At 69.9% G+C, this 18949-nt stretch carries 20 protein-coding genes and 3 pseudogenes; 14 read left to right on the forward strand and 9 right to left on the reverse strand.

Annotated features, from left to right (window positions below):
* The first annotated feature begins 24 nt into the window (after positions 1-24).
* The 3 genes from IE252_RS38560 (at position 25) to IE252_RS38570 (ending at position 2179) form a co-directional block, all read left to right on the forward strand.
* On the forward strand, positions 25-201 hold the full coding sequence (locus tag IE252_RS38560; RefSeq protein WP_190094169.1) for an Lsr2 family protein: 177 nt from the start codon (positions 25-27) through the stop codon (positions 199-201).
* Between the two features lie 325 nt (positions 202-526).
* Positions 527-1132 (forward strand): dihydrofolate reductase family protein, encoded by a 606-nt coding sequence (locus IE252_RS38565; protein ID WP_190094170.1) that lies wholly within the window; start codon positions 527-529, stop codon positions 1130-1132.
* A gap of 360 nt (positions 1133-1492) precedes the next feature.
* A complete protein-coding gene (locus IE252_RS38570; protein WP_190094171.1) occupies positions 1493-2179 on the forward strand; it encodes a hypothetical protein in 687 nt (228 codons plus the stop codon).
* Positions 2180-2300: 121 nt separating this feature from the next.
* On the opposite strand, the pseudogene IE252_RS43655 reads toward IE252_RS38570, so the two are convergent.
* The 5 genes and pseudogenes from IE252_RS43655 to IE252_RS38590 form a co-directional block, all read right to left on the reverse strand.
* Positions 2301-2393: pseudogene (locus IE252_RS43655) on the reverse strand (isocitrate lyase/phosphoenolpyruvate mutase family protein); the annotation flags it as partial.
* Positions 2394-2461: 68 nt separating this feature from the next.
* Positions 2462-2524 (reverse strand): annotated as a pseudogene (locus tag IE252_RS44425) (hypothetical protein); the annotation flags it as partial.
* 170 nt (positions 2525-2694) lie between these two features.
* The gene (locus IE252_RS38580) at positions 2695-3354 is read right to left on the reverse strand and encodes an MSMEG_1061 family FMN-dependent PPOX-type flavoprotein (protein WP_190094172.1); all 660 of its coding nucleotides are present in this window, start codon (positions 3352-3354) and stop codon (positions 2695-2697) included.
* A gap of 10 nt (positions 3355-3364) precedes the next feature.
* On the reverse strand, positions 3365-3625 hold the full coding sequence (locus tag IE252_RS38585; RefSeq protein ID WP_190094173.1) for a hypothetical protein: 261 nt from the start codon (positions 3623-3625) through the stop codon (positions 3365-3367).
* Positions 3626-3642: 17 nt separating this feature from the next.
* The gene (locus IE252_RS38590) at positions 3643-4011 is read right to left on the reverse strand and encodes a TfoX/Sxy family protein (RefSeq protein ID WP_190094174.1); all 369 of its coding nucleotides are present in this window, start codon (positions 4009-4011) and stop codon (positions 3643-3645) included.
* 678 nt (positions 4012-4689) lie between these two features.
* On the opposite strand from IE252_RS38590, the pseudogene IE252_RS38595 reads away from it, so the two are divergent.
* Positions 4690-4902 (forward strand): annotated as a pseudogene (locus tag IE252_RS38595) (transposase); the annotation flags it as partial.
* A gap of 28 nt (positions 4903-4930) precedes the next feature.
* On the opposite strand, the gene IE252_RS38600 reads toward IE252_RS38595, so the two are convergent.
* The 3 genes from IE252_RS38600 to IE252_RS38610 all read right to left on the reverse strand — a co-directional run bounded on the left by IE252_RS38600 (position 4931) and on the right by IE252_RS38610 (position 7275).
* Complete coding sequence (locus IE252_RS38600) at positions 4931-5500, reverse strand: suppressor of fused domain protein (protein WP_190094175.1); 570 nt, start codon at positions 5498-5500, stop codon at positions 4931-4933.
* A 267-nt stretch (positions 5501-5767) separates the two neighbouring features.
* On the reverse strand, positions 5768-6412 hold the full coding sequence (locus IE252_RS38605; protein WP_190094176.1) for an NADPH-dependent F420 reductase: 645 nt from the start codon (positions 6410-6412) through the stop codon (positions 5768-5770).
* Between the two features lie 50 nt (positions 6413-6462).
* On the reverse strand, positions 6463-7275 hold the full coding sequence (locus tag IE252_RS38610; RefSeq protein WP_190094177.1) for an inositol monophosphatase family protein: 813 nt from the start codon (positions 7273-7275) through the stop codon (positions 6463-6465).
* Between the two features lie 118 nt (positions 7276-7393).
* Here IE252_RS38610 and IE252_RS38615 point away from each other — a divergent pair, with 118 nt between their 5' ends.
* Positions 7394-8338 carry a LysR family transcriptional regulator gene (locus IE252_RS38615; protein WP_190094178.1) on the forward strand — a complete coding sequence of 315 codons (945 nt, stop codon included), beginning with the start codon at positions 7394-7396 and terminating at the stop codon, positions 8336-8338.
* A 431-nt stretch (positions 8339-8769) separates the two neighbouring features.
* Positions 8770-9798 carry an alpha/beta hydrolase family protein gene (locus tag IE252_RS38620; RefSeq protein ID WP_190094179.1) on the forward strand — a complete coding sequence of 343 codons (1029 nt, stop codon included), beginning with the start codon at positions 8770-8772 and terminating at the stop codon, positions 9796-9798.
* A gap of 347 nt (positions 9799-10145) precedes the next feature.
* Here the strand turns inward: IE252_RS38620 and IE252_RS38625 are convergent, their stop codons facing one another.
* Positions 10146-11048 (reverse strand): LysR family transcriptional regulator, encoded by a 903-nt coding sequence (locus IE252_RS38625; RefSeq protein ID WP_190094180.1) that lies wholly within the window; start codon positions 11046-11048, stop codon positions 10146-10148.
* A 168-nt stretch (positions 11049-11216) separates the two neighbouring features.
* Between IE252_RS38625 and IE252_RS38630 the strand changes: the two genes are divergently transcribed.
* The 8 genes from IE252_RS38630 (at position 11217) to IE252_RS38665 (ending at position 18793) form a co-directional block, all read left to right on the forward strand.
* Positions 11217-11528 (forward strand): EthD family reductase, encoded by a 312-nt coding sequence (locus IE252_RS38630; protein ID WP_190094181.1) that lies wholly within the window; start codon positions 11217-11219, stop codon positions 11526-11528.
* Positions 11529-11638: 110 nt separating this feature from the next.
* On the forward strand, positions 11639-12520 hold the full coding sequence (locus IE252_RS38635) for a PhzF family phenazine biosynthesis protein (protein WP_190094182.1): 882 nt from the start codon (positions 11639-11641) through the stop codon (positions 12518-12520).
* A 278-nt stretch (positions 12521-12798) separates the two neighbouring features.
* Positions 12799-13974 carry an alpha/beta hydrolase family protein gene (locus IE252_RS38640; RefSeq protein ID WP_190094183.1) on the forward strand — a complete coding sequence of 392 codons (1176 nt, stop codon included), beginning with the start codon at positions 12799-12801 and terminating at the stop codon, positions 13972-13974.
* 540 nt (positions 13975-14514) lie between these two features.
* Positions 14515-15093, forward strand: coding sequence for a TetR/AcrR family transcriptional regulator (locus tag IE252_RS38645; protein ID WP_190094184.1), 579 nt, complete (start codon positions 14515-14517; stop codon positions 15091-15093).
* Between the two features lie 170 nt (positions 15094-15263).
* A complete protein-coding gene (locus IE252_RS38650; protein ID WP_190094185.1) occupies positions 15264-16196 on the forward strand; it encodes an MBL fold metallo-hydrolase in 933 nt (310 codons plus the stop codon).
* 210 nt (positions 16197-16406) lie between these two features.
* On the forward strand, positions 16407-16616 hold the full coding sequence (locus IE252_RS38655; RefSeq protein WP_190094186.1) for a hypothetical protein: 210 nt from the start codon (positions 16407-16409) through the stop codon (positions 16614-16616).
* Positions 16603-17994, forward strand: a complete 1392-nt coding sequence (locus IE252_RS38660; protein WP_190094187.1) for an amidase — start codon at positions 16603-16605, stop codon at positions 17992-17994. The genes IE252_RS38655 and IE252_RS38660 overlap by 14 nt, the downstream gene beginning before the upstream one ends.
* 292 nt (positions 17995-18286) lie before the next feature.
* Positions 18287-18793, forward strand: a complete 507-nt coding sequence (locus tag IE252_RS38665) for a DinB family protein (protein WP_190094188.1) — start codon at positions 18287-18289, stop codon at positions 18791-18793.
* The last annotated feature ends 156 nt before the right edge of the window (positions 18794-18949 follow it).

The raw sequence follows: 18949 nt of genomic DNA on the forward strand, positions 1-18949 counted from the left end.
CACGCTGACAGAGAGGGGTCTACGGTGCCCAAGCAGATCGAGGACATGACCGAAGAAGAGAGTGACGAGGTATGCAACAACACGATTCTCGTCAATGGCGCTAGCTATGAGCTTGAGGTAGCCCCCCATGAGTACGACGCCGTACTCGAGGCGGTCGGTCCCTGGCTCAAGAAGGCACGAAAGATCGACAAGGCCAAGTAGGCGAAGCCTCCAGCTTCTGCGACAGCAGACACTGATCCCAGAGGTGCCTTTCTGAGGGCAGCTTTCACCTGAGTGTGCTACTTGGCCAGTCTGGCCAAGTAGCACACTCAGTCACACGTGTTGTGACTGAGCGTTTCAGTTGGCCCCTGAGCGTTGCACTTGGCCCGGCTGAGCGTGACAGTTGGCCCGGGCCATTCGCGGGTGGCGCTCCGCCGATCTGATCGGCTGCAGCGTCATGGGTTTTCTCGATACTCCACAGCGCGGCCGATGAGTTTATGGCTCCCGGCCAGTCCAAGCTCGTGACATCCCAGGAAAGGACACCGCCATGTCGGAGCTTCTCGTCGACTTCATCACCTCCCTCGACGGCCACGCCTCGGGAGAGGGATGGCCCGGGTTCTGGGGTCTCGAGGGCCCGGAGTACCTCGCATGGCTCGGCGAACAGCCCGAGGCCACCTACCTGATGGGAGCGAACACCTACCGCCTGATGTCGGGCTTCGCCGCAGGCAAGGTCCCGGATGGCCAAGACGAGTTCATGCCAGAAGAAGAGGCGTCCGTCGACGAGCTCACGCAAGCGTCCAAAGTGGTGTTCTCCTCCTCACTCGAGGAGCCACTGACGTGGGCCAACTCCGCGCTCGTCCGCGACGACGCCGTCGAGACGGTCCGCGCCATGAAGTCGAGTGGCTCGGGGCTCCTCACCACGATCGGCAGCCTCAGCCTGTGCCGGTCCCTGCTACGAGCCGGACTCGTCGACCGCTTCCGGGTCGTGATGTTCCCGGTGATCACCGGGGCCACGGGCGAAGAACGCATCTACGACGGCTATCCGGACGTTGCCCTCGAGATGATCGAGCACCGCACCTTCGACGGCCGCATCCAGCTGGTCGAGTACAAGCCCCGCGTGCTCGAGCACCCGCCGCTCGGCGTCCCTGCGTGACGTCGCCCCGTCCGCCGGTCCGGACGGCCGCCAGGCCGGCGCCGGCGGACGGGGAGCAAGACCTCAATAAGGGGGCGAACGGCCAACGTCAGGGCGCCTGGTCCACCTGGCCCCAAGCCGTCGAGACCTGCCGGCCGGACACGGTCCTCGGCCTGCCCGGCTGGCGAGCCGGAACGCGGACCGTCCGGCGACTGATCAGGTAACGGCCGCCTCCGCCCTTCTCATGCCAGGCCGCCCGGGCCTTCCCTTAAAACCGAGCCGTGAACGTCAGCGCACGTCGGGTTGTCCCCGGCTCATGCCCCCGTCCCCAGTCCCGCCCCAACCACCGAGCCGACGGTTGTCCCGTCGTACGATCTTCGAATGGCCAAGCGCAAGGTGGAACGACGGGCCCGGAAGATCCTCGGCGAGGACCCGGTGGCCCTGGTGTGGTGCAGCATAAGGAAGGCGATCCCGACGCCGCCCAAGGACGTCCACCGGGCGGCGGGTAAGGGACGGCTCAAGAAGCGACACCACTGGCTGTTCTACGTGGGCGCCGTACTGGGGTTCTTCATCATCGTCCCGTGGTTCCTCCTCGACACGCTGGGCAAGAAGATCGACTGGCTCCTCAGCTCCAAGCCCGCACGCGGCCGGCAGGTCCGACGCACGACCGATGCCGACACTCGCGTACCGACGCCGCCGAGGACGCCGAGGACGCCCGACCGGGACCCGGCTGAGGAAGTCTTCGACGGAGACTGGAGCCTGGCCGCTGGCCAGCTACTGCTGCGCTGGTACTCGCAGTCCCCCAACCCACGACGCCTCGTCCTGCTGACTCAGGACCGAATCTGCGTGGCTGCCTCGCCCCGCCGCCGTCTGTCGCCCACCAAAGCCGACGACTTCCAGATCGTGACGGAGCTCGGCCGCCACGAGGCACGCATCGAAGCAGAGGCCGGTCAACCGCGTGGTTTCGCAACCTTCCGCATCCACTTCGCCGACAACTCATGGTTGGAGCTCGGCCAGCTCGCCACCCCCGAGGACGCAGACCGCTTCCTGAGCACGGCCAGCCGCTGACACCGGGGTGTGACGACAACCCTCTCAGTCCCGGGACCGGCCGCCGAAGAGGCACCCCAACGAGGATGAAGACGTCGGTACGGGCGTTGAGGAGCAGCTCCGGCAGGTCGGCGCCGGTCGCCGCGTGGCGGGCCGCACGGATCCGCTCGGCCTGCTCCTGCCCGGTGAAGAGCGGGCCGCCGGCGGCGGTGGAGCCCTCCAGGTTGATGCCCACGGCACCGGCACCTCGACCACGGCATGGACGGTGGCCACGACGTCTTGGGTGGTGGGACCGTAGCCGGCCTCCACATCCACGGTGACCAGCACATCGACCGCGGCCGTGACCCGGCGGGCTGCCTCGGCCACCTCCGCACGGCTGAGCTGACCGTTGGCCAGGCCCGGTGCCTAGGAGAATCTCAGCCTCTACAAGTTGCCGGGCACGACCGCCCCTCTTTCGGGCCGCCTCACGATTGATCTTGGGGCGTGCTGGCCCAGTGATTCGACGGGCTGGTGGTCAGTATGCGTAGGTCGGCCCGTTACTCGTACCGGTACTTCAGCGAATCCGCCTCCGCCTGCTCGATGTCAGCGATCGTCAGCTCTGGCATCCGCAGCTGGGCCAGTGTCACCTCGGCCGAGGTCGGCTGGGCATCCGCCGACAGCCATTGCTCCGGCTTCCAGGCCCCGCTGCGCAGGAGCGACTTGGGGCAGTGCGGGTAGACCTCCTCGATCTCCAGTACCAGCGCACTGGCCGGAGGTTTGCCCACGGCGGTCAGCTGCGACAGCAGCTCCGGGCGAGTGGAGACGCAGGCCCGGCCGTTCACCCTGAGCGTCGTGGTGCGCCCCGGGATGACGAACAGCAGCCCGGCCCGTCCGGTGGCGATGACGTTCTGCAGGGTGTCCAGACGCTTGTTGCCGGTCGCGTCCGGTATCGCCACCGTCCTTGCGTCAAGGACGGCAACGAACCCGGCAGGGCCTCCGCGCGGGGAAACGTCACAGTTACCCTCGGCGTCCGCGCTGGCGACCAGAACCAGCGATGAGCACCCGATCAACCGCCGGGTCTGCTCGGTGAGCTCGGTCATCTGCTTGCGTATGGCCGCGTCCTTGGGCAGTTCGTAGACCCGGCGCAACGCGTCCTGATCGGGCACGGCGTCGAGACGGAGCAAGTCGAAGGCACTGGTGGCAGGGGATGTCGTCATGTCACCGACCCTAAAGGGCCGACCTGCGACTGATCTCGGTCGGTGAGTGCGGGGCCATCATGGCGACGCGGCTGCCGAAGTCGTCGACGCCGAGGCAGAGCACGCAGAACGCGCCGGGCGTCCGGTCCTTCAGGAGCGGCAGCCCGTCGCGCAGGTGGGCGTCGCGGTAGGCCATCGGCCCGCTGTCCTCGCCGAAGAGCCGCGAGTAGTTCTCATCGTCCAGACCGCTGCCCGCCCGCTCGTTGAAGCCAGGCTTCCCAGAGAAGTCCAAGCAGGCTTGGACGCGCCTCACACCGAGACGGGGCCGGCGGTGGCGTCCATCGCCCAGGCCAGCCAGTCGTCCAGGACGTCGTCGTCGAGGGTCTCCTCCGCCAGCAGGACCCAGCCGCGTTGCTCCTTGCCCCGGATCACCAGGGGCGCGGCGCCGGGGCGGGCTAGGGCCTCGTCGGTTCGTTCCTTGCCGACACGCACCATGAGGCCCTCGTCGTAGAGGTTGGCCAGCGCGTTTCCCTGGAGGAGGAAGGTCAGGCCGCTGAACATCTTCTTCGCGACCACCCCCTCCGACTCCAGCCGCTCCTTGATGCGTTCAGCGAGTACTTCGTCGTAGGCCCTGACTCCACCCTGGTGTCGGGCCGCTGGAAGGGCGGCTGTGGTCATCGTTTCGGCTGGTCGCCGGTGCGGCCACCCGTGGGCCGTGCGGTGGCCGGGTGGGCGAGAGCACCCCGCCGACGACTTGAGCGGGCCGCTGCTGAGCCGACCAGTAGTCAGGGGCAGGTGTTCTGGCCCGCTGCTTCCTGGCCCTGGTGGTGCGGCTGGTCACACAGAGCGAAAGAGCGCAAATCCCGCCGCCTGGCCGAGAACCGCGGTCCACCCGCCCCCGACAGCGCACAGCCCCCACCACCACCGGACACAGCCGACCGGCAACCAGCGGCGGACGGCGCGTGGTCAAGCCCAGCCTGCGAAGCCGTCCACAGCAGCAATGAGGCGCCATCCGCGAGGCGTTGCGGTCCTGGCGCAATACAGGGCGCCCGTTCCAACCACCCCGCGATACGTCACTGCTTCCGGCTGTGCGACCCTGACGTGCCGGGGCCCGGTGGACATGGTCCGTGCACCCGTACGGACCATGGTCGTGACGGAACACCAGGCCCCGGCACTGGCGTCCTCGCCGCGCCGTGGGCCATGCATGAGGATGTCGCGCCTGTTGCCAGACGCCGTCGGCGAACCCGGCTGACTGCGGCCAGGCGGATTGGGTCTCGCAAGAACCGCAACTGGCCGCTATCACCCCACGGCACCCGCCGCGCAAGGGGACAGGCGACATGCTGATTACGGGCAGCCTGGCTCGACGCCGTCCGGCAAGACGACCTGCCCAGCCTCCACACCCTTGCCGCCGGCATCGACCGCGATCTCGACGCCGTCACCGCCGGACTCACTCGGCCCTGGAGCTCGGGCCCGGTCGAAGGGCATGTCAACCGGATCAAGATGCTCAAGTGCCAGATGTTTGGCCGAGCCGGCTTCGCGCTCCTACGCAAGCGGGTCCTGCTCGCCTGACGCTGTCCACCAGCTGGCCCTCCCCCGATCAGATCGCGGGGCGCCGGAGCACGTTGGTGGGCTCCCAGTCGCTCTTCCAGAAGGCTTCGAGCCCGTACTCGTTGATGAACTGCCGCTCGACGTCGTGGATGGGGTACATCCCTTGGATGTTGATCACGTCGTGACCCTCGTGCCCCGGAGTGCCGACGTCGATGCCCAGGTAGTCGTCTCTGTCGAGGACCAGCGGCGCGAACACGCAGAATGCCGTCATCTCTGACTCGGGCACGATGCGCTCACCGAAGTTGATCGTGCTGCCGTAACCGAATGGGCAGGTTCCACGGAGCTGCTCGGCGAGGAAGCCCACGGCGTGGGCCCAGATCACGTTGGTCGAGTTCACGCTGAGGCAGAGTTCCGGCGAGCCGTGCTGCCAATCGGGATGCTCCGCCAGTGACAAGCCGTAGGTGAGCGCCGTGAGAAGCCCGTCCGGCAGGTTGTCGTAAACGATCTCCGTCACGCCCCGCAGCCCCTGCTTGGTCGACTCGACAGGGAAGAAGCGGGGCTCCCTTCCGCCGGAAAGTCGATCAAGATGGGAGAGGTACTTCTCAACGCGACGGGCCATGCGTCCAGCCTGCCCGATCGCTCACCGGCGCACGCCACCGGGGCCGTCACCAGTCACGCTCCGCCATAGGCCCACACAAGCTGTGCCAGAACCCGGGGATGGGAGCCGTTTGTCGACGACTTCGGGAGTCGCCTCCCGTGTCGTAGGCATGATCACTGTCGATGAGTTCGGGCGGCACCTACAGCCCAGCGGGCGTTGCCCGTGCCGACACCCAGTTCCCTCGCACGAACCCGCTACCTGGTTTTGGTCTGACCCGGTCGTGGCGGGTCAGCGGGCCAGGGAGACGGCGAAGGGCTTGAAGCCGTGTCGGCGCAGGATGTGGGGCACGAGCAGGATCATGGCCTCGGTGGCGCGGGCTGTGGTGATGTCGCCGAGGTCCTCGATCCGTTCGGGCTGCCAGCCCAGGTCGCCGAGCAGGTCGGAGACGGTCCTCTTCGCCTGATTGTCGTCGCCCGAGAGGTAGGCGGTCGGTGGGGTGGCCAGGGTGTCGGGAGCGGTCATGACCATGAAGAGCATGGTGTTGAGAGTCTTGACCACACGGGTGTCGGGGAGCGCGGCCTGGAGCTTCTCGGCGAGGCTGCTGCCGGGATAGCACAGGTCGCCGGGCAAGCCGTCAGCGGCGTCGTGGGTTGCGTTGGAGACATCGACGAGGATCTTTCCGTAGAGCTCGGTGCGCAGGTCGATGAGGCGCTCCAGGGAGCTGTCGCCGGGCGTCGCGTTGATCACGATGTCCGTGGTGCGGGCGGTGGTGCGCTGGTCGGCGAAGGCGATCCGCGGGGTGAGCCCCGTGGTGCGGGCGGCGGGGTCTTCGGGGCTGCGGGCGCCGATGGTGACATGGTGTCCGGCTGCGGCGAGCTTGCCGGCGAGGTTGGTGCCGACGCGGCCGGCGCCCAGGATGCCGATGTTGGTCATGTGGTGATGCTCCTTGTCGTACGGGGGTGGGGAAGGGCGGAGACGTCCGGTCAGGCGGTCGGCGAGAGGACCTTGAGGGCGGCGCCGTGGATGCCGGGGGCGGCGGCCAGGAAGTCGCGGCTGGCGGTGTTCCAGGGTTCGCCCGTCAGGTCGGTGACGGTGCCTCCGGCTTCGGAGACCAGCAGGGCGCCGGCGACCAGGCCGGAGCGGACGTCGGAGAACTGCCAGAACGCGTCCATGCGTCCGGCGGCGACGTGGATGAGTTGCATCGTGGCGGGAACGGACACGCGTACAACCAGGCCGTTGATGAGCATGGCGGTGACGGAGTCACCGATCCGCCGGAAGGTGCGCTCGTCCTCGCCGGGCTTGGCCTGGCCGGTGCCGATGAGCGCGGCGCCCAGGTCGGTCTTGGCGGACACCTTCAGGGGTCGGTCGTTCAGGTGGGCACCGCCGCCGGCGACGGCGGTGTAGGTGTCGCCGGTCAGTGGCAGGTGGACGACGGTCAGTACCGGCTGGTTGTCGCGGACCAGGGTGGCGGTGACGGCCCAGTCATCCATGCCGTGGACGTGGTTGATGTTGCCCTCGGCGGGGTCGACGACCCACCACTCCCCGGACGGGAGCGCGCCGCCGGCCAGCTCGTCCTCAGCCCACTGCGATCCCGGCCGGGCCCGCAGAAGCGGTTCGCGCAGCACGTCCAGCACCGCGGCGTCGTTGGCGTGGATCTCGCCGACGACCTCGTCCAGACTCACGCCCCGGGCGTGCGAGGTGTAGCGGTCGCGCAGCGTGACTCCAGCGGCCTTCACCGCAGTGGTCACATCGGACAGGAGTGCCGCGTCGGCGCCGAACGGCATGGCTGTGCTCATGGTGGGCTCCCTGGAAGGTCGGTAGAAGCGGGGCGGTTTGCCTCGCCCCCGCACTTCGAAGGTAGGCCGCTCGGCCATTAACAACAAGTGCATGCTTGTCACTTGTAGAGTTACTTTCATGCAACTGGATCTGAACCTGCTCACCGCCCTGGACGCCCTGTTGGAAGAGGGCAGTGTCGCGGGCGCCGCAGCACGCCTCCACGTCACCTCACCGGCGATGAGCCGCTCCCTGGGCCGCATCCGCAAGGCCACCGGTGACCAGATCCTGGTCCGCACCGGACGCAGCATGGTCCCCACCACCCGCGCGCTGGCCATGCGCGCCCAGGTCCACACCCTCGTACAGCAGGCCCACCAACTTCTCTCCACGCAGCAGGAACTCGACCTGGCGGCTCTGAACCGGGTGTTCACCCTGCGCTGGCACGACGCCCTGACCGCAGCCTGCGGCACCGCCTTGACCACGGCCATCCACCATCAGGCCCCCGGCGTCCAGCTGCGCCTGTCGGCCGAACCCGGGACGGACGACGCCGAGCTGCGCCGGGGTGAAGTCGACCTCGAATCAAGCTCCAGCGCTCCGACGCTCCCCGACATCCGCCACCGCCTCGTCGGCAGAGACCGGCTGATCGTCGCCGTCCGACCAGGCCACCCGCTCACCGACGGCCCACTGAGCCTCGAGCGCTACGCAGCCGCCGAACACCTCACCGTCTCGCGGCGCGGAAACCTGCGCGACCCGATCGACGACGCCCTGACCACACGCGGCCTCGAACGACGCGTCCTCGCCGCCGGACCCACCGCCGCCTTCGCCCTGCAACTCGCCCACGACACCGACCTGGTCGTCACCCTCCCTGACGCCGTCACCCGCACAGCCCGGGACCAACTCGGCCTGACCACACTGCCGCCGCCCCTCCCGCTGCCCGACGTCCCCCTGTACCTGCTGTGGCACCAGCGCTACGACGACGACCGCGCCCACACCTGGCTGCGCGACCTGGCCACCGAGACCGTCCAGGCACTATTCACCCCACCGACCGCCTCCCAACAACCCCTCACCAACCGGACCGGGCCCTGACGGATACGCCCGGGGAAAGGCCTGCTCGGCACCGGACTGCGGCCGCTTCTCGGTCCGCGTCCACGACCGGTACCAACGCAGGCTGAAGGACCTTCCGCTCGCTGGGCAGGGAGCAGCATGATCGAGCACGGCGGGGGTGGCGCCAACGGCTCAGGCGAAATGATCTAGCATTCAGAGGAGTTGACGATCGCAAGGCCGGTCGATCGGGGTCTTCTTCAGGGTGTCGAGTGCCTGGCCGCAGAAGGAGCAACATGCCCCCCGTTCGCCCGACTCGCCGTGTTCTCATAGCCGGTGGCCTGGCCGCAATCACGTCGTCCGCCACCTTGCAGCCTGCCTTCGCCGCCCCCGCAGCCGCGCGGTCCGCGACATCGACGGCCGGTCCGGTCACGGTGCGGCTTGCCGGACCGACCGGACCCTCTCCGGTGGGCGCGGTGGAACTGCACTTGATCGACCACGACAGGCTCGACCCGTGGGCGGAGCCCGAGCAGCCGCGCGAGCTGATGGTGACGGTGAGCTATCCGGCGGACAGCACGCTAGGGCGGACGGAACTGCCGTGGCTTCCCTCGGGCGCCGAGCGTGCACTCAAGGCGCGTTTCGGAGGTGTACTGGACGCCGTCGTGCTCCCGGCGACGCACAGCGCGGATCGCGCACCGGCCCGCTGCGGGCGACACCCCGTGATCCTCTACTCGCCGGGTTACTCCTCGGACCGCACCTTCAACACTCTCGTCGTCGAGGATTTGGCCTCCTGGGGATACGTGGTGGTGACCGTCGACCACCCTTACGACTCCGGCGAGGTGGAGTTCCCCGACGGCCGAGTCGTGCTCACACGCCCCGCGGGCGACGAGGACGCCATCGCAAGGGCCGTCGCGGTACGCGCAGCCGACCTGCGTTTCGTACTGGACCGACTGGCGGTCCTCGGTCAGGGCGGAAACCCCGACGCCCGGCGACGCCCGCTGCCACGCGGACTGTCCCAGACGTTGGACCTGTCCCGCGTCGGGGTGTTCGGCCACTCCCGGGGCGGCGCCGCGGCGGCCGCCGCCGTAGGCGAGGACCCTCGGGTGCGGGCGGGCATCAACCTCGACGGTGCCGTTTACGGGCCGGTGGTGGAGCGGGGGCTCGACCGGCCGTTCCTGCTGGTGGACACCGCCGTGCACGACGGCCTGCGCCAGGACCCGACCTGGTCCGCACTCTGGCCGAAGCTGCGCGGCTGGCATCGGTGTCTGCGTCTGGCCGACGCGGACCACAACTCCTTCACCGACCTGGTGGCCATCGGCCCGCAGCTCGGGATGCCCCTGCCCTTGCAACTGGGCACGATCCCGGCCGAGCGAGCGGTGGCTGCCGTGCGCGCGACCGTGCGGACCTTCTTCGACGCGCAATTGCGCGGACGTCCCGACACCGGGCACCTGCTGATGGGGGCTTCACCGCGCCATCCGGAGATCCAGTACATCGCCGGCCGCTAGCCGCCGGGCCTGTCCGCGACTTCGCAGAGATCCTCACCGGCCGTGGTGTGACGTGGCAAGGAAACTTTCCTCCGCGTAGTTGACCGTCGTGCTCTGACCGACGAAGTACATCGACGCTGCGGTCTCCCAGCTGCGTGCCCCGGACGCCCCCGAGCCGGACGAGGACGACGACGCCGTGGACTGGCTGCGCCTTCCGGTGCGCTCGCGTGTGTCATCACGCCGCAGTCCCGCCCAGGGGGTGAAGCTGGGAAGGTGATGACGGCCTGCGGGGGGTGCGGGGCGTGGGAGTGCAGCAAGGCCTTCGGCCCCGCCACCGCGGAGGTTCGCCTGGCATGACCTGGTGCCCATCAGTCCGACAGCCAGTGCAGCTCGTGCGCCAGGGTTTTGGCGACGGCACGGACGCGGCGGTGTAGTGGCGACTGTTCGCGCGGAAGGACCAGGTGGATCGTCATGCTGGGTGCGCCGTGCAGCGGTCGCCAGGTGATGCCGGGCGGTGGTGCCGTGGCGGCGGCCTCGCCGGCCGGGGCGAGGGTGAGCCCGTCGCGCAGGTCGCGCTGTGACATGTCGAAAGAGACTGTGGGCGTGTGGAATCGGGGATGTGGCCGGGTGTCCCGGAACAGCGCCGCCAGCTGATCGTGGATCACAGGGTTGGCCGCACGGTCCGGGAGTCGCAGCGGATACGCGGCCGCGTCGGCGATCTCGATCTCCGCGTGTTCGGCCAGCGGATGGTGCTGCGCCAATAGGACGCCGATCCGCTGACGCCGCAGCAGGTACCGGCGCACGCCACGGCCCGGCTGTTCACCGCGGGTGATCCCGGCATCGATGCGGCCGTCGGCGACCGCGGGAGAGATCTCCGGTGTCGCCATCGGGACCGCGCCGACCTCGAGTCCGGGACTGCTGCGAATCAGCGCATCCACCAGGGCCGGTGCCGTCTCGGCCCCGGCGCTGAGGCTGTATCCGACGCGCAGCGTGCCCAGTTCACCGGCCGCCGCGCTCCGGGCGGTGTCCCATGCCCGGTCCAGCGCCGCCAGCGCGGGCGGCGCGGACTCCGCCAAAGCCGCACCGGCCGTGGTCAATACGACGCTCCGCGTGCTGCGGACCAGCAGGGCCGTACCGAGTTCCGCCTCCAATCGGCGCATCCGGGCACTGAGCGCGGGCTGTGCGATACCGATCCGTGCGGCCGCGCGGGTGAAGTTCAACTCCTGCGCCAGCACCAGGAAGTACCGCAGGCTCACCGTATCCGGCGCCACGTTCCCTCCCCTGCCGATTGATAACGATCCGTTCTGAGTCTATCCCGTATTGATCTTTCCCTCGACCCAGCGTCAAGCCCTAACCTGCGCATATGACGATGCAACTGATGGCGGTACTCGACATCGCACTCACACACCCCGCCGACCCTGATCTGGACGGAGGTCGTCATGCATAAGTTGGTGGTCCTGTATCCCAAGCCCGCCGACCCTGACCACTTCCGCGACTACTACGTGACCAACCACCTTCCACTGGTCATGAAGATGCCCGGCCTGCTTGCGTGGCGCTACAGCTTCGACGTGGCGGCGGCCGAGGGAGAAGCGCCGTATTTCGCGGTCTTCGAAGCCGACTTCGCTGACGCCGCCGCCATGGCCGCGTCGCGGGAGTCACCGCAAGGCCAGCGGGCGGCCGCCGATGTCGCCAACTACGCCACCGGCGGTGTGGTCGTCATCCACTATCCGGTGCAGGACGGCACCGGCTGAGGCCGGACGGTACGCTCCGGGACGCGTTCGGTCGACCGTTGCAGCCAGGTCCGGGCTATCGGCGGAACGCCGTTCGCGGTTGCCGGTTCGTCGAGCGTCAAGGGGGGCCGATGTCCTGGCCGGATGTCACGGTGGTTGATGCGTGTGTGCGGCGCGACGGCCGGGGCGGCAGCCCCACGGCCGTCACCGACGATGACCCGGCGGCGACGGACGCGGACCGGCGCGCGGTCGCTGCTGCGGCCGGCACCTCGCACGCGGCGTTCCTCGGCCCGGGGCGGACGTCGGACGGTGGCCGGCCGGTCCGGTTCTTCACCGCCACCGCCGAACTGTCCGGCTGCGGCCACGGCACCGTTGCCGCGCAGGCCGTCCGGTTGACCCGCACCGCGCTGGGCGAGCTGAACGACCGCCAACACACCGGCGGGCGCACGTTCGACACCGTCGCGATCCGCCGCACCGCCGGCATCGAGGTGTGGTTCGACCAGGGCCTCGTCGCCCTGCGTCACCCGGCACCCGACGAGCGCGCCGCGATCGTCGCCGCGATCGGGCTCACCGCGGACGACCCGCATCCGACCGACGCGCCACGGATCGCCGCGCCCAGCGCACCACGCATGCTGGTACCGGTCCGCGACCGGTCGGCGCTGCTCCGAATCCACCCACACCTCGGCAGGCTGACAGCGGCGTGCCGACGGTACGGGCTCCTCGGCTGTTTCGTGTACGTACCGCCGGTGGGCGACCGACCGGGTGCGGCGCGGATGTTCGCGCCGGCGATCGGTGTCGACGAGGACGTCGCCAACGCCAACAGCACCGGCTGCCTGGCCGCCCACCTGCTCGACACGACAGGGGCGCAGACGGTCGCGATCGAGGTGGAGCAGGGTGACAGCCTCGGTCGACCGGCCAGCGTGCTCGCTTCGGCCCGGCGCGGGCCGGCGGGCATCACGACCCGGGTCGGCGGGTTGGCGGTGGTCCGTGACGGACACCGAGGCGACAACTAGACCGTAGAGCCGGCCCGTCCGTCCCCGCAGGTCAGCAACTCCTCTGAAGTCAGCACGCCGGTCTGGGCACACGAGGCTTTGATGGACTCCGCCGTGACGTCCGGCGATAGTCGGCCAGCGCTAGGGAGGAGCAGCACCGCTGGCGTCCCGATGACGTCCCCGGTGGTCACATACCAGCGGGCTAGGGGACGCTGCTGGCAAACCCCTACGGGTAGGCGTCATGCGCGCCCCTCTGCGGGCCGATGCTGGGCCGGGGAGTCCGGGCCACATTGGGCACCATGAGACGAACTCATCGCATTGCGGCGTCCGGCGTGCTCGCGATCGTGCTCTCCCTTCCGCTGGTCCTGCCGGCCGCCTCTGCGCAGGCCGCCGCCCCGGCCCCGGCCGTCGCCGCTGCCGTCACGGACGTCCACTTGGCGCTGCCTCACCCCACCGGCTCGCACGCCGTCGGCCTCAGCACCCTGGAATTGGTGGACACCCACCGCCAGGATCCCTGGGTGCCCTCCGCCGGTCCGCGCCGGCTGATGACGTCGGTGTTCTACCCCGCACGGCCCGGCTCCGGCGTACCCGCGCCCTACATGACCGCCGCAGAGGCCGCGCTGCTGCTGCAGAAGCAGGCGCCGGGAGCCGGTATCCCGCCCGGCACGCTCAGCGGCACCCGCTCGTGGGCCCGCACCGGCGCCCGCCCGGCCACCGGCCGCTTTCCGCTGGTCGTGCTCTCGCCCGGCTTCACCCTGCCTCGCACCACGCTCTCGAGCCTCGCCGAGGACCTGGCCAGCCGTGGCTACGTCGTCGCACTCGTCAACCACACCTACGAGGACTCCGGGACAACGTTCCCCGACGGCCGGACGCTCACCTGCACCATCTGCGACACCCTTCCCCCGGGCGGCTGGATCGCCGTGAACGAGAGCCGAGGCAAGGACGTCTCGTTCGTCATCGACCAGCTGACCGGCCGTCATTCCCCGTGGCCGTACCGCCGGATGATCGACGGGAAGCGCATCGGCATGGCCGGCCACTCCGTCGGCGGCAGCGCAGCCGCCTCGGCCATGGCCGCCGATCAGCGGGTGCAGGCAGGTGTGGACATGGACGGCACATTCGACGTCCGTCCCCCCGCGGCGGGCGTGGGAGGCCGGCCCTTCCTGCTGCTGGGCACCGAGTCCGGGCACTCCCCCGGCAAGGACACCTCCTGGGACCAGGCGTGGGCGGACCTCAGCGGCTGGAAACGCTGGCTGACCGTCGCGGGAGCGGTCCACTTCAACTTCACCGATCTGCCGGTTCTCGCCTCCCAGCTGGGCATCCCCCTCCCGGGCGAAACCATCGCCGCCGAGCGCGCCGCAGCGATCACCCGCGCCTACGTCGGCGCCTTCTTCGACCTCCAGCTGAAGGGAATTCCACAGCCCCTCCTCGACGGCCCCTCCCGGGCCTACCCGGAGGTCATGTTCCAGCACCCTTAGGTGCCGCTGAGCAACGTTGTCCGGCGTTACACGCCAGGCGGGTCAAGGCCTTCCTCTCGGATCAGGCCTGCCTTGAGCGCCGGCGCTTCCCGGCCGACTCGAGTGGGGACCGGCCCGCCACCGACGCAGCAGCGTCCTGCCCGCTGGGCCGGCAGTTGTATCTGCCGCGGGAATGGACCGATGCCCCGGACCGCTGCCAGGTAGCCGGGGTGGTGTCGGGCACCAGGAGAAGTGGCGTCTGGCCCCGGACCTGCTCGACACGCTGGCCGGCTGGGATCTGCCCCCTCCCGTCGCCGTCGCCGACACCGCCATCCACCACACCGTCCAGGCCCATGGATACCCCACCTTCGGGCTCATCGGCGGACAACTCCCCGAGGGCCTGACCGCCCGCCCCCTGGCCGACCCCGTGTCGCTCCACCCCTGGCACGCCGTATGGAACCCCGCCACAGCCTCGTCACCGACCCTCGACCGCACCCAAGGCCACTTCGCTTCCGGCCGACCGTTTCGGCAGACGCAATTTCTTCGCATTAGGCTGTCCCCATGAGTGCCCGAGCGACCACACGCCCCGGCGGGCGCAGCGCCCGCGTCCAGCAGTCCGTACACCAGGCGGTCCGTGATCTTGAGGAGGAGGTGGGGCGGGGAGCGCTGACCGTGCCGCTGATCGCGGCCCGTGCGGGGGTCACGCCGTCCACCGTCTACCGCCGCTGGGGGGACCTGCGGGAATTGTTGTCCGACGTGGCCGTCGAGCGGCTGCGCCCGGACGCCCCGCCGGCCGACCACGGCGGCCTGCGAGCCGACCTGGAGGCGTGGACCGTGCAATTCGCCGAAGAAATGTCCTCGACGCCGGGTCGCACGTACATCCGCGACGCCCTGCTGGGCGACCCAGCGCAGGGCAGCGCGGTGCGCTGCTCCGACTACGCCGCCGAGCAGTTGAAGGCCATCGGCGTACGCGCAGCCGGGCGCGGGGAGGCCGTGCCGGACTTGGAGACGCTGCTGGACGTCGTGGTCGCCCCGCTGATGTATCGGATCCTGTTCCGCCCCTCGGAGCTGTCCCAGGCGTACGTCGGCCGCTTGGTGGCGGCGGCGCTCGGTCGCGCCGGGTCCTCTTCAGGCACGTAAAAGCTAAGGGTTTGCGTTTAGGGTTGATGTCGATCTAGAGTGCTTAAAGCAAAGTAATCGCCTTAAGGGTCCGCGCCACGCCACAGCCGCACACGACCTGACCGGGCCTGTCCTTTCCCCAGCACGTCATCCCGCCCGCACCGCCCAGCGCCGTCGAAAGGGCCCTGCCGATGAAACCCGCCACCCTCCGTCAGGCCACCCCCGCCACCAGCACGGGATGGCGCCTCGGCGATATCGTCGTGCGCCGCGTCGACGAGATCGAGCTGCCTCGACAGACCGGACCGTGGCTGCTGCCGGACGCCACCAGGGAGGTGCTGGACGAGGCGTCGTGGTTGCGCCCCGATTTCGCCGACGCCGAGGTCCCGCGGCTGGCGAGCCACAGCTTCGCGGTGGAGGCCGGCGGACTGCGGATCGTCGTGGACACCGGCATCGGCAACGGCAAGACCCGTGCCAGCCCGGCCTGGAACGGTCTCGACACCGACTTCCTGGAGCGGCTGGCGGCGGCCGGCTTCCCGCCCGAGTCCGTGGACCTGGTGATCACCACGCACCTGCACACCGACCACGTCGGCTGGAACACCCGCCTCGTCGGCGAGGACTGGGTCCCCGCCTTCCCCAACGCCCGCTACGTCACCAGCCGCACCGAATGGGACCACTGGGCCGCCACCGACCTGGATGAGGCCCGCACCCAGATGTTCCGCGACTCCGTCAATCCCGTCCGCGACGCCGGACAGTACGACCTCGTGGACGTGCCCGAGCAGGGGCACGAGGTGGCGCCGGGTGTCCTCCTGATCCCCGCCCCGGGCCACACCCCCGGGCAGGTCGCCGTCGAACTGCGCGGCAGCGACCGGCGGGCGCTGATCACCGGCGACAGCATCCACCACCCCGTGCAGCTGTCCCACCCCCACGTGCACAGCTGCGTCGACATTGACCCCTCCCAGGCGATCCGCACCCGCGCCCGGCTGCTCGACGGCGTGGCGGACACCGACGCGCTGCTCCTGGGCACGCACTTTCCGCGGCCCACGGCCGGCACCGTCCGCCGGGAGCACGGCCGCTACCGGCTGCTCGCCGAGCACGGCGGCGAGATCCCGGCCACCGCCGCCTGACCACGCGGCCGGTGTCCCGCGCCCGGCGGTGTTCGGTGGCCCACGCGCGAGCCACTGAACAGCCGCGCCACAGAACAGCTGCACCACCGAGCAGTCACAGCCGCACCACCGAGCAGTCGTGGCACCTGCAGGTCACCTAACGCTGATCCTTGGCCTTTAGCGCCTTCGGATGCTCCGCCGCTCCACTCCCGACCGAGGAAGAGAAGGTCCATGACCGCCGTCGAACTCACACCGCCGGAGGCCGCCCGCTGGGCCGCCCGCGCCGGGCTCGTGCTGCCCGCCGAACGCCACGCCGCGGTGGCCGCCGTCGCCAACCACATCCACGGCGTCGTCGCGGTCCTGCGCGAGCTGGACTTCGCGGACGTCCCGCCCGCCGCTGCCTACCGCGCCGGACAGGAGCCGCACGATGCAACCGTATGAGCTGTCCCTCACCGCCGCCGCGGACGCGATCCGTGCCCGGCAACTCTCCCCCGTCGAACTGGTCGACTCCGTCCTCGGCCGCATCGAGAAAGTGGAACCGCACCTCGGTGCCTACGTCACGGTCGCCGCGGAGCAGGCACGCCGGGCGGCGAGCGAGGCCGAACACGAAGCGGCGCACGGCCGATACCGGGGACCCCTGCACGGCATCCCGATGGGACTCAAGGACCTGATCGACGTCGGCGGGATGGCCACCACGGCCAGCTCCCGGGTACGCGCCGGCCACCGCGCGACGGCGGACAGCACGGTCGCCGCGCGTCTGAGCGCGGCCGGCGCGGTCCTGCTCGGCAAGACCCACACCCACGAATTCGCCTTCGGCCTGACCACTCCGCAGACCCGCAACGCCTGGGACCACGGCCGGGTCGCCGGCGGTTCCAGCGGCGGCTCCGCGGTCGCCGTCGCGTCGGGCACCGCGACCTTCGCCCTGGGCACCGACACCGGCGGGTCGATCCGGGTACCCGCCGCTCTCAACGGGGTGGTCGGCCTCAAACCGACCTACGGTCTCGTCCCCCGCCACGGCATCACCTCCCTGTCCTGGTCGCTGGACCACGTCGGTCCGATCACCCGCACCGTCGAGGACGCCGCCCTGATCCTGACCGCGCTGGCCGGACACGACCCGCGAGACCCCGCCTCGCTGCCCGTGCCCGCCACGGACTACCGGCCCGGTACCGACACGGACCTGACGGGGCTGCGCATCGGCCTGCCGCGCACCTACTACTTCGACAACGTCGACCCTCGTGTGGAGACCGCCGTCCGGCACGCCATCGGGCAGCTGGAAACCCTGGGCGCACGGCTCGTCGAGGTGGACATCCCGATGACCCGCTACATCCAGGCCACCCAGTGGGGCCTGATGGTGCCGGAGGCCGGGGCCTACCACGAGAGCAGCCTGCGCACGGTCCCCGAGCTGTACCAGGAAGATGTCCGCATCCTCCTGGAGGCAAGCGAGTTGATGAGCGCCGGGGACTACGTACGCGCGCAACGCGCCCGCACGCTCATGCGCGCCGAGTGGGCCCGCATGCTGGAGGAGGTCGACGCGATCGCCGCCCCGAGCGTCCCGATGACCGCTGTCGGCGCCGACGAGGAGACGGTCACCTGGCCCGACGGCACGGTCGAGGGCGTCTCCGACGCCTACGTGCGCCTCTCCGCCCCTGCCAACATCACCGGGGTGCCGGCCCTGACCGTTCCGGTCGGCCACGACTCGGTCGGCATGCCGATCGGCATGCAGCTGCTCGGCCGTCCCCTCGACGAGCCCACCCTCCTGCGGGTCGGCTACGCCTACGAGCAGACACAGCCGGCCCGGGGACTCGCCCCGGCGGCCTGAGCGTGGCCCACCGGCGCGCCCTGGCCGGTCACGTGGCCCCTTGGCCGGAGCAAGCAGAGCTGCGTCCGGTGACGTGCCGGTTGGCGAGGCTCTCCACCAGGCCGTGCCGGGCGGCGCCGTCCACCACGTATCGCACGAGCTGCCGGCTACCTGCCACGCCTGCGCAGGGCGATGGACGGGGCCCGGGCGGTGTCCGGGGGATCATGTCGGGCGCCCGACGGTAGGTGGAGCGGGTTGGGCCCTCCGCGAAATGCCTCGACATCTGTCGGGGTGATCGGGGACGCTTCGCGCGATGACCAGAATCGATGACACACCGCCCGCGTGGGACGAGCGCACCCAGCTCACCACGTTTCTCGACTACGCCCGTGGCACCGCCCGCGCCAAGTGCGAAGGCGTCTCCGCGGAGAACGCCCGCAAGGCGCTGCTGCTGGGCTCGCCGCTGATGACCATGAGCGGACTGATCAACCACCTCCGCTGGGTCGAGTACTACTGGTTCCAGGTGGTATTCCTCGGCGAGGAAGACCGGGCCCCCATGACGGATGAGGACCCCGACCGCGAGATGCGTATCGCCGTCGACATCCCGCTCACGCAGTTGCTCGACGAATACGCGGAACACAGCGCCCGTTACCGCGAACTGGTCGCCGGGAACAGCCTGGACAAGCAGGCCCAGCGAACCATCCGCAACGGCCTCCACGTCGACCTGCGCTGGATCCTCCTCCACCTCACCGAGGAGACGGCCCGCCACAACGGCCACCTGGACATCCTGCGCGAGATGCTCGACGGCACAACCGGTTACTAGACCCGGGAGAGATCACGGGCGGAGCCAGAGTCGGATCGAGGCGAGCGTGACGGTGCCGTGGATTCCTAATGGCGTTTGTCAAGCCGTGAGGATGACGGGTGGCGTTACCTGATAGCACCGCCGGTCGCGTAGTAGGGCCCAGAGGACGTTGACGCG

Origin of the sequence: Streptomyces melanogenes (assembly GCF_014649795.1) — a bacterium.
GTDB lineage: Bacteria > Actinomycetota > Actinomycetes > Streptomycetales > Streptomycetaceae > Streptomyces > Streptomyces noboritoensis.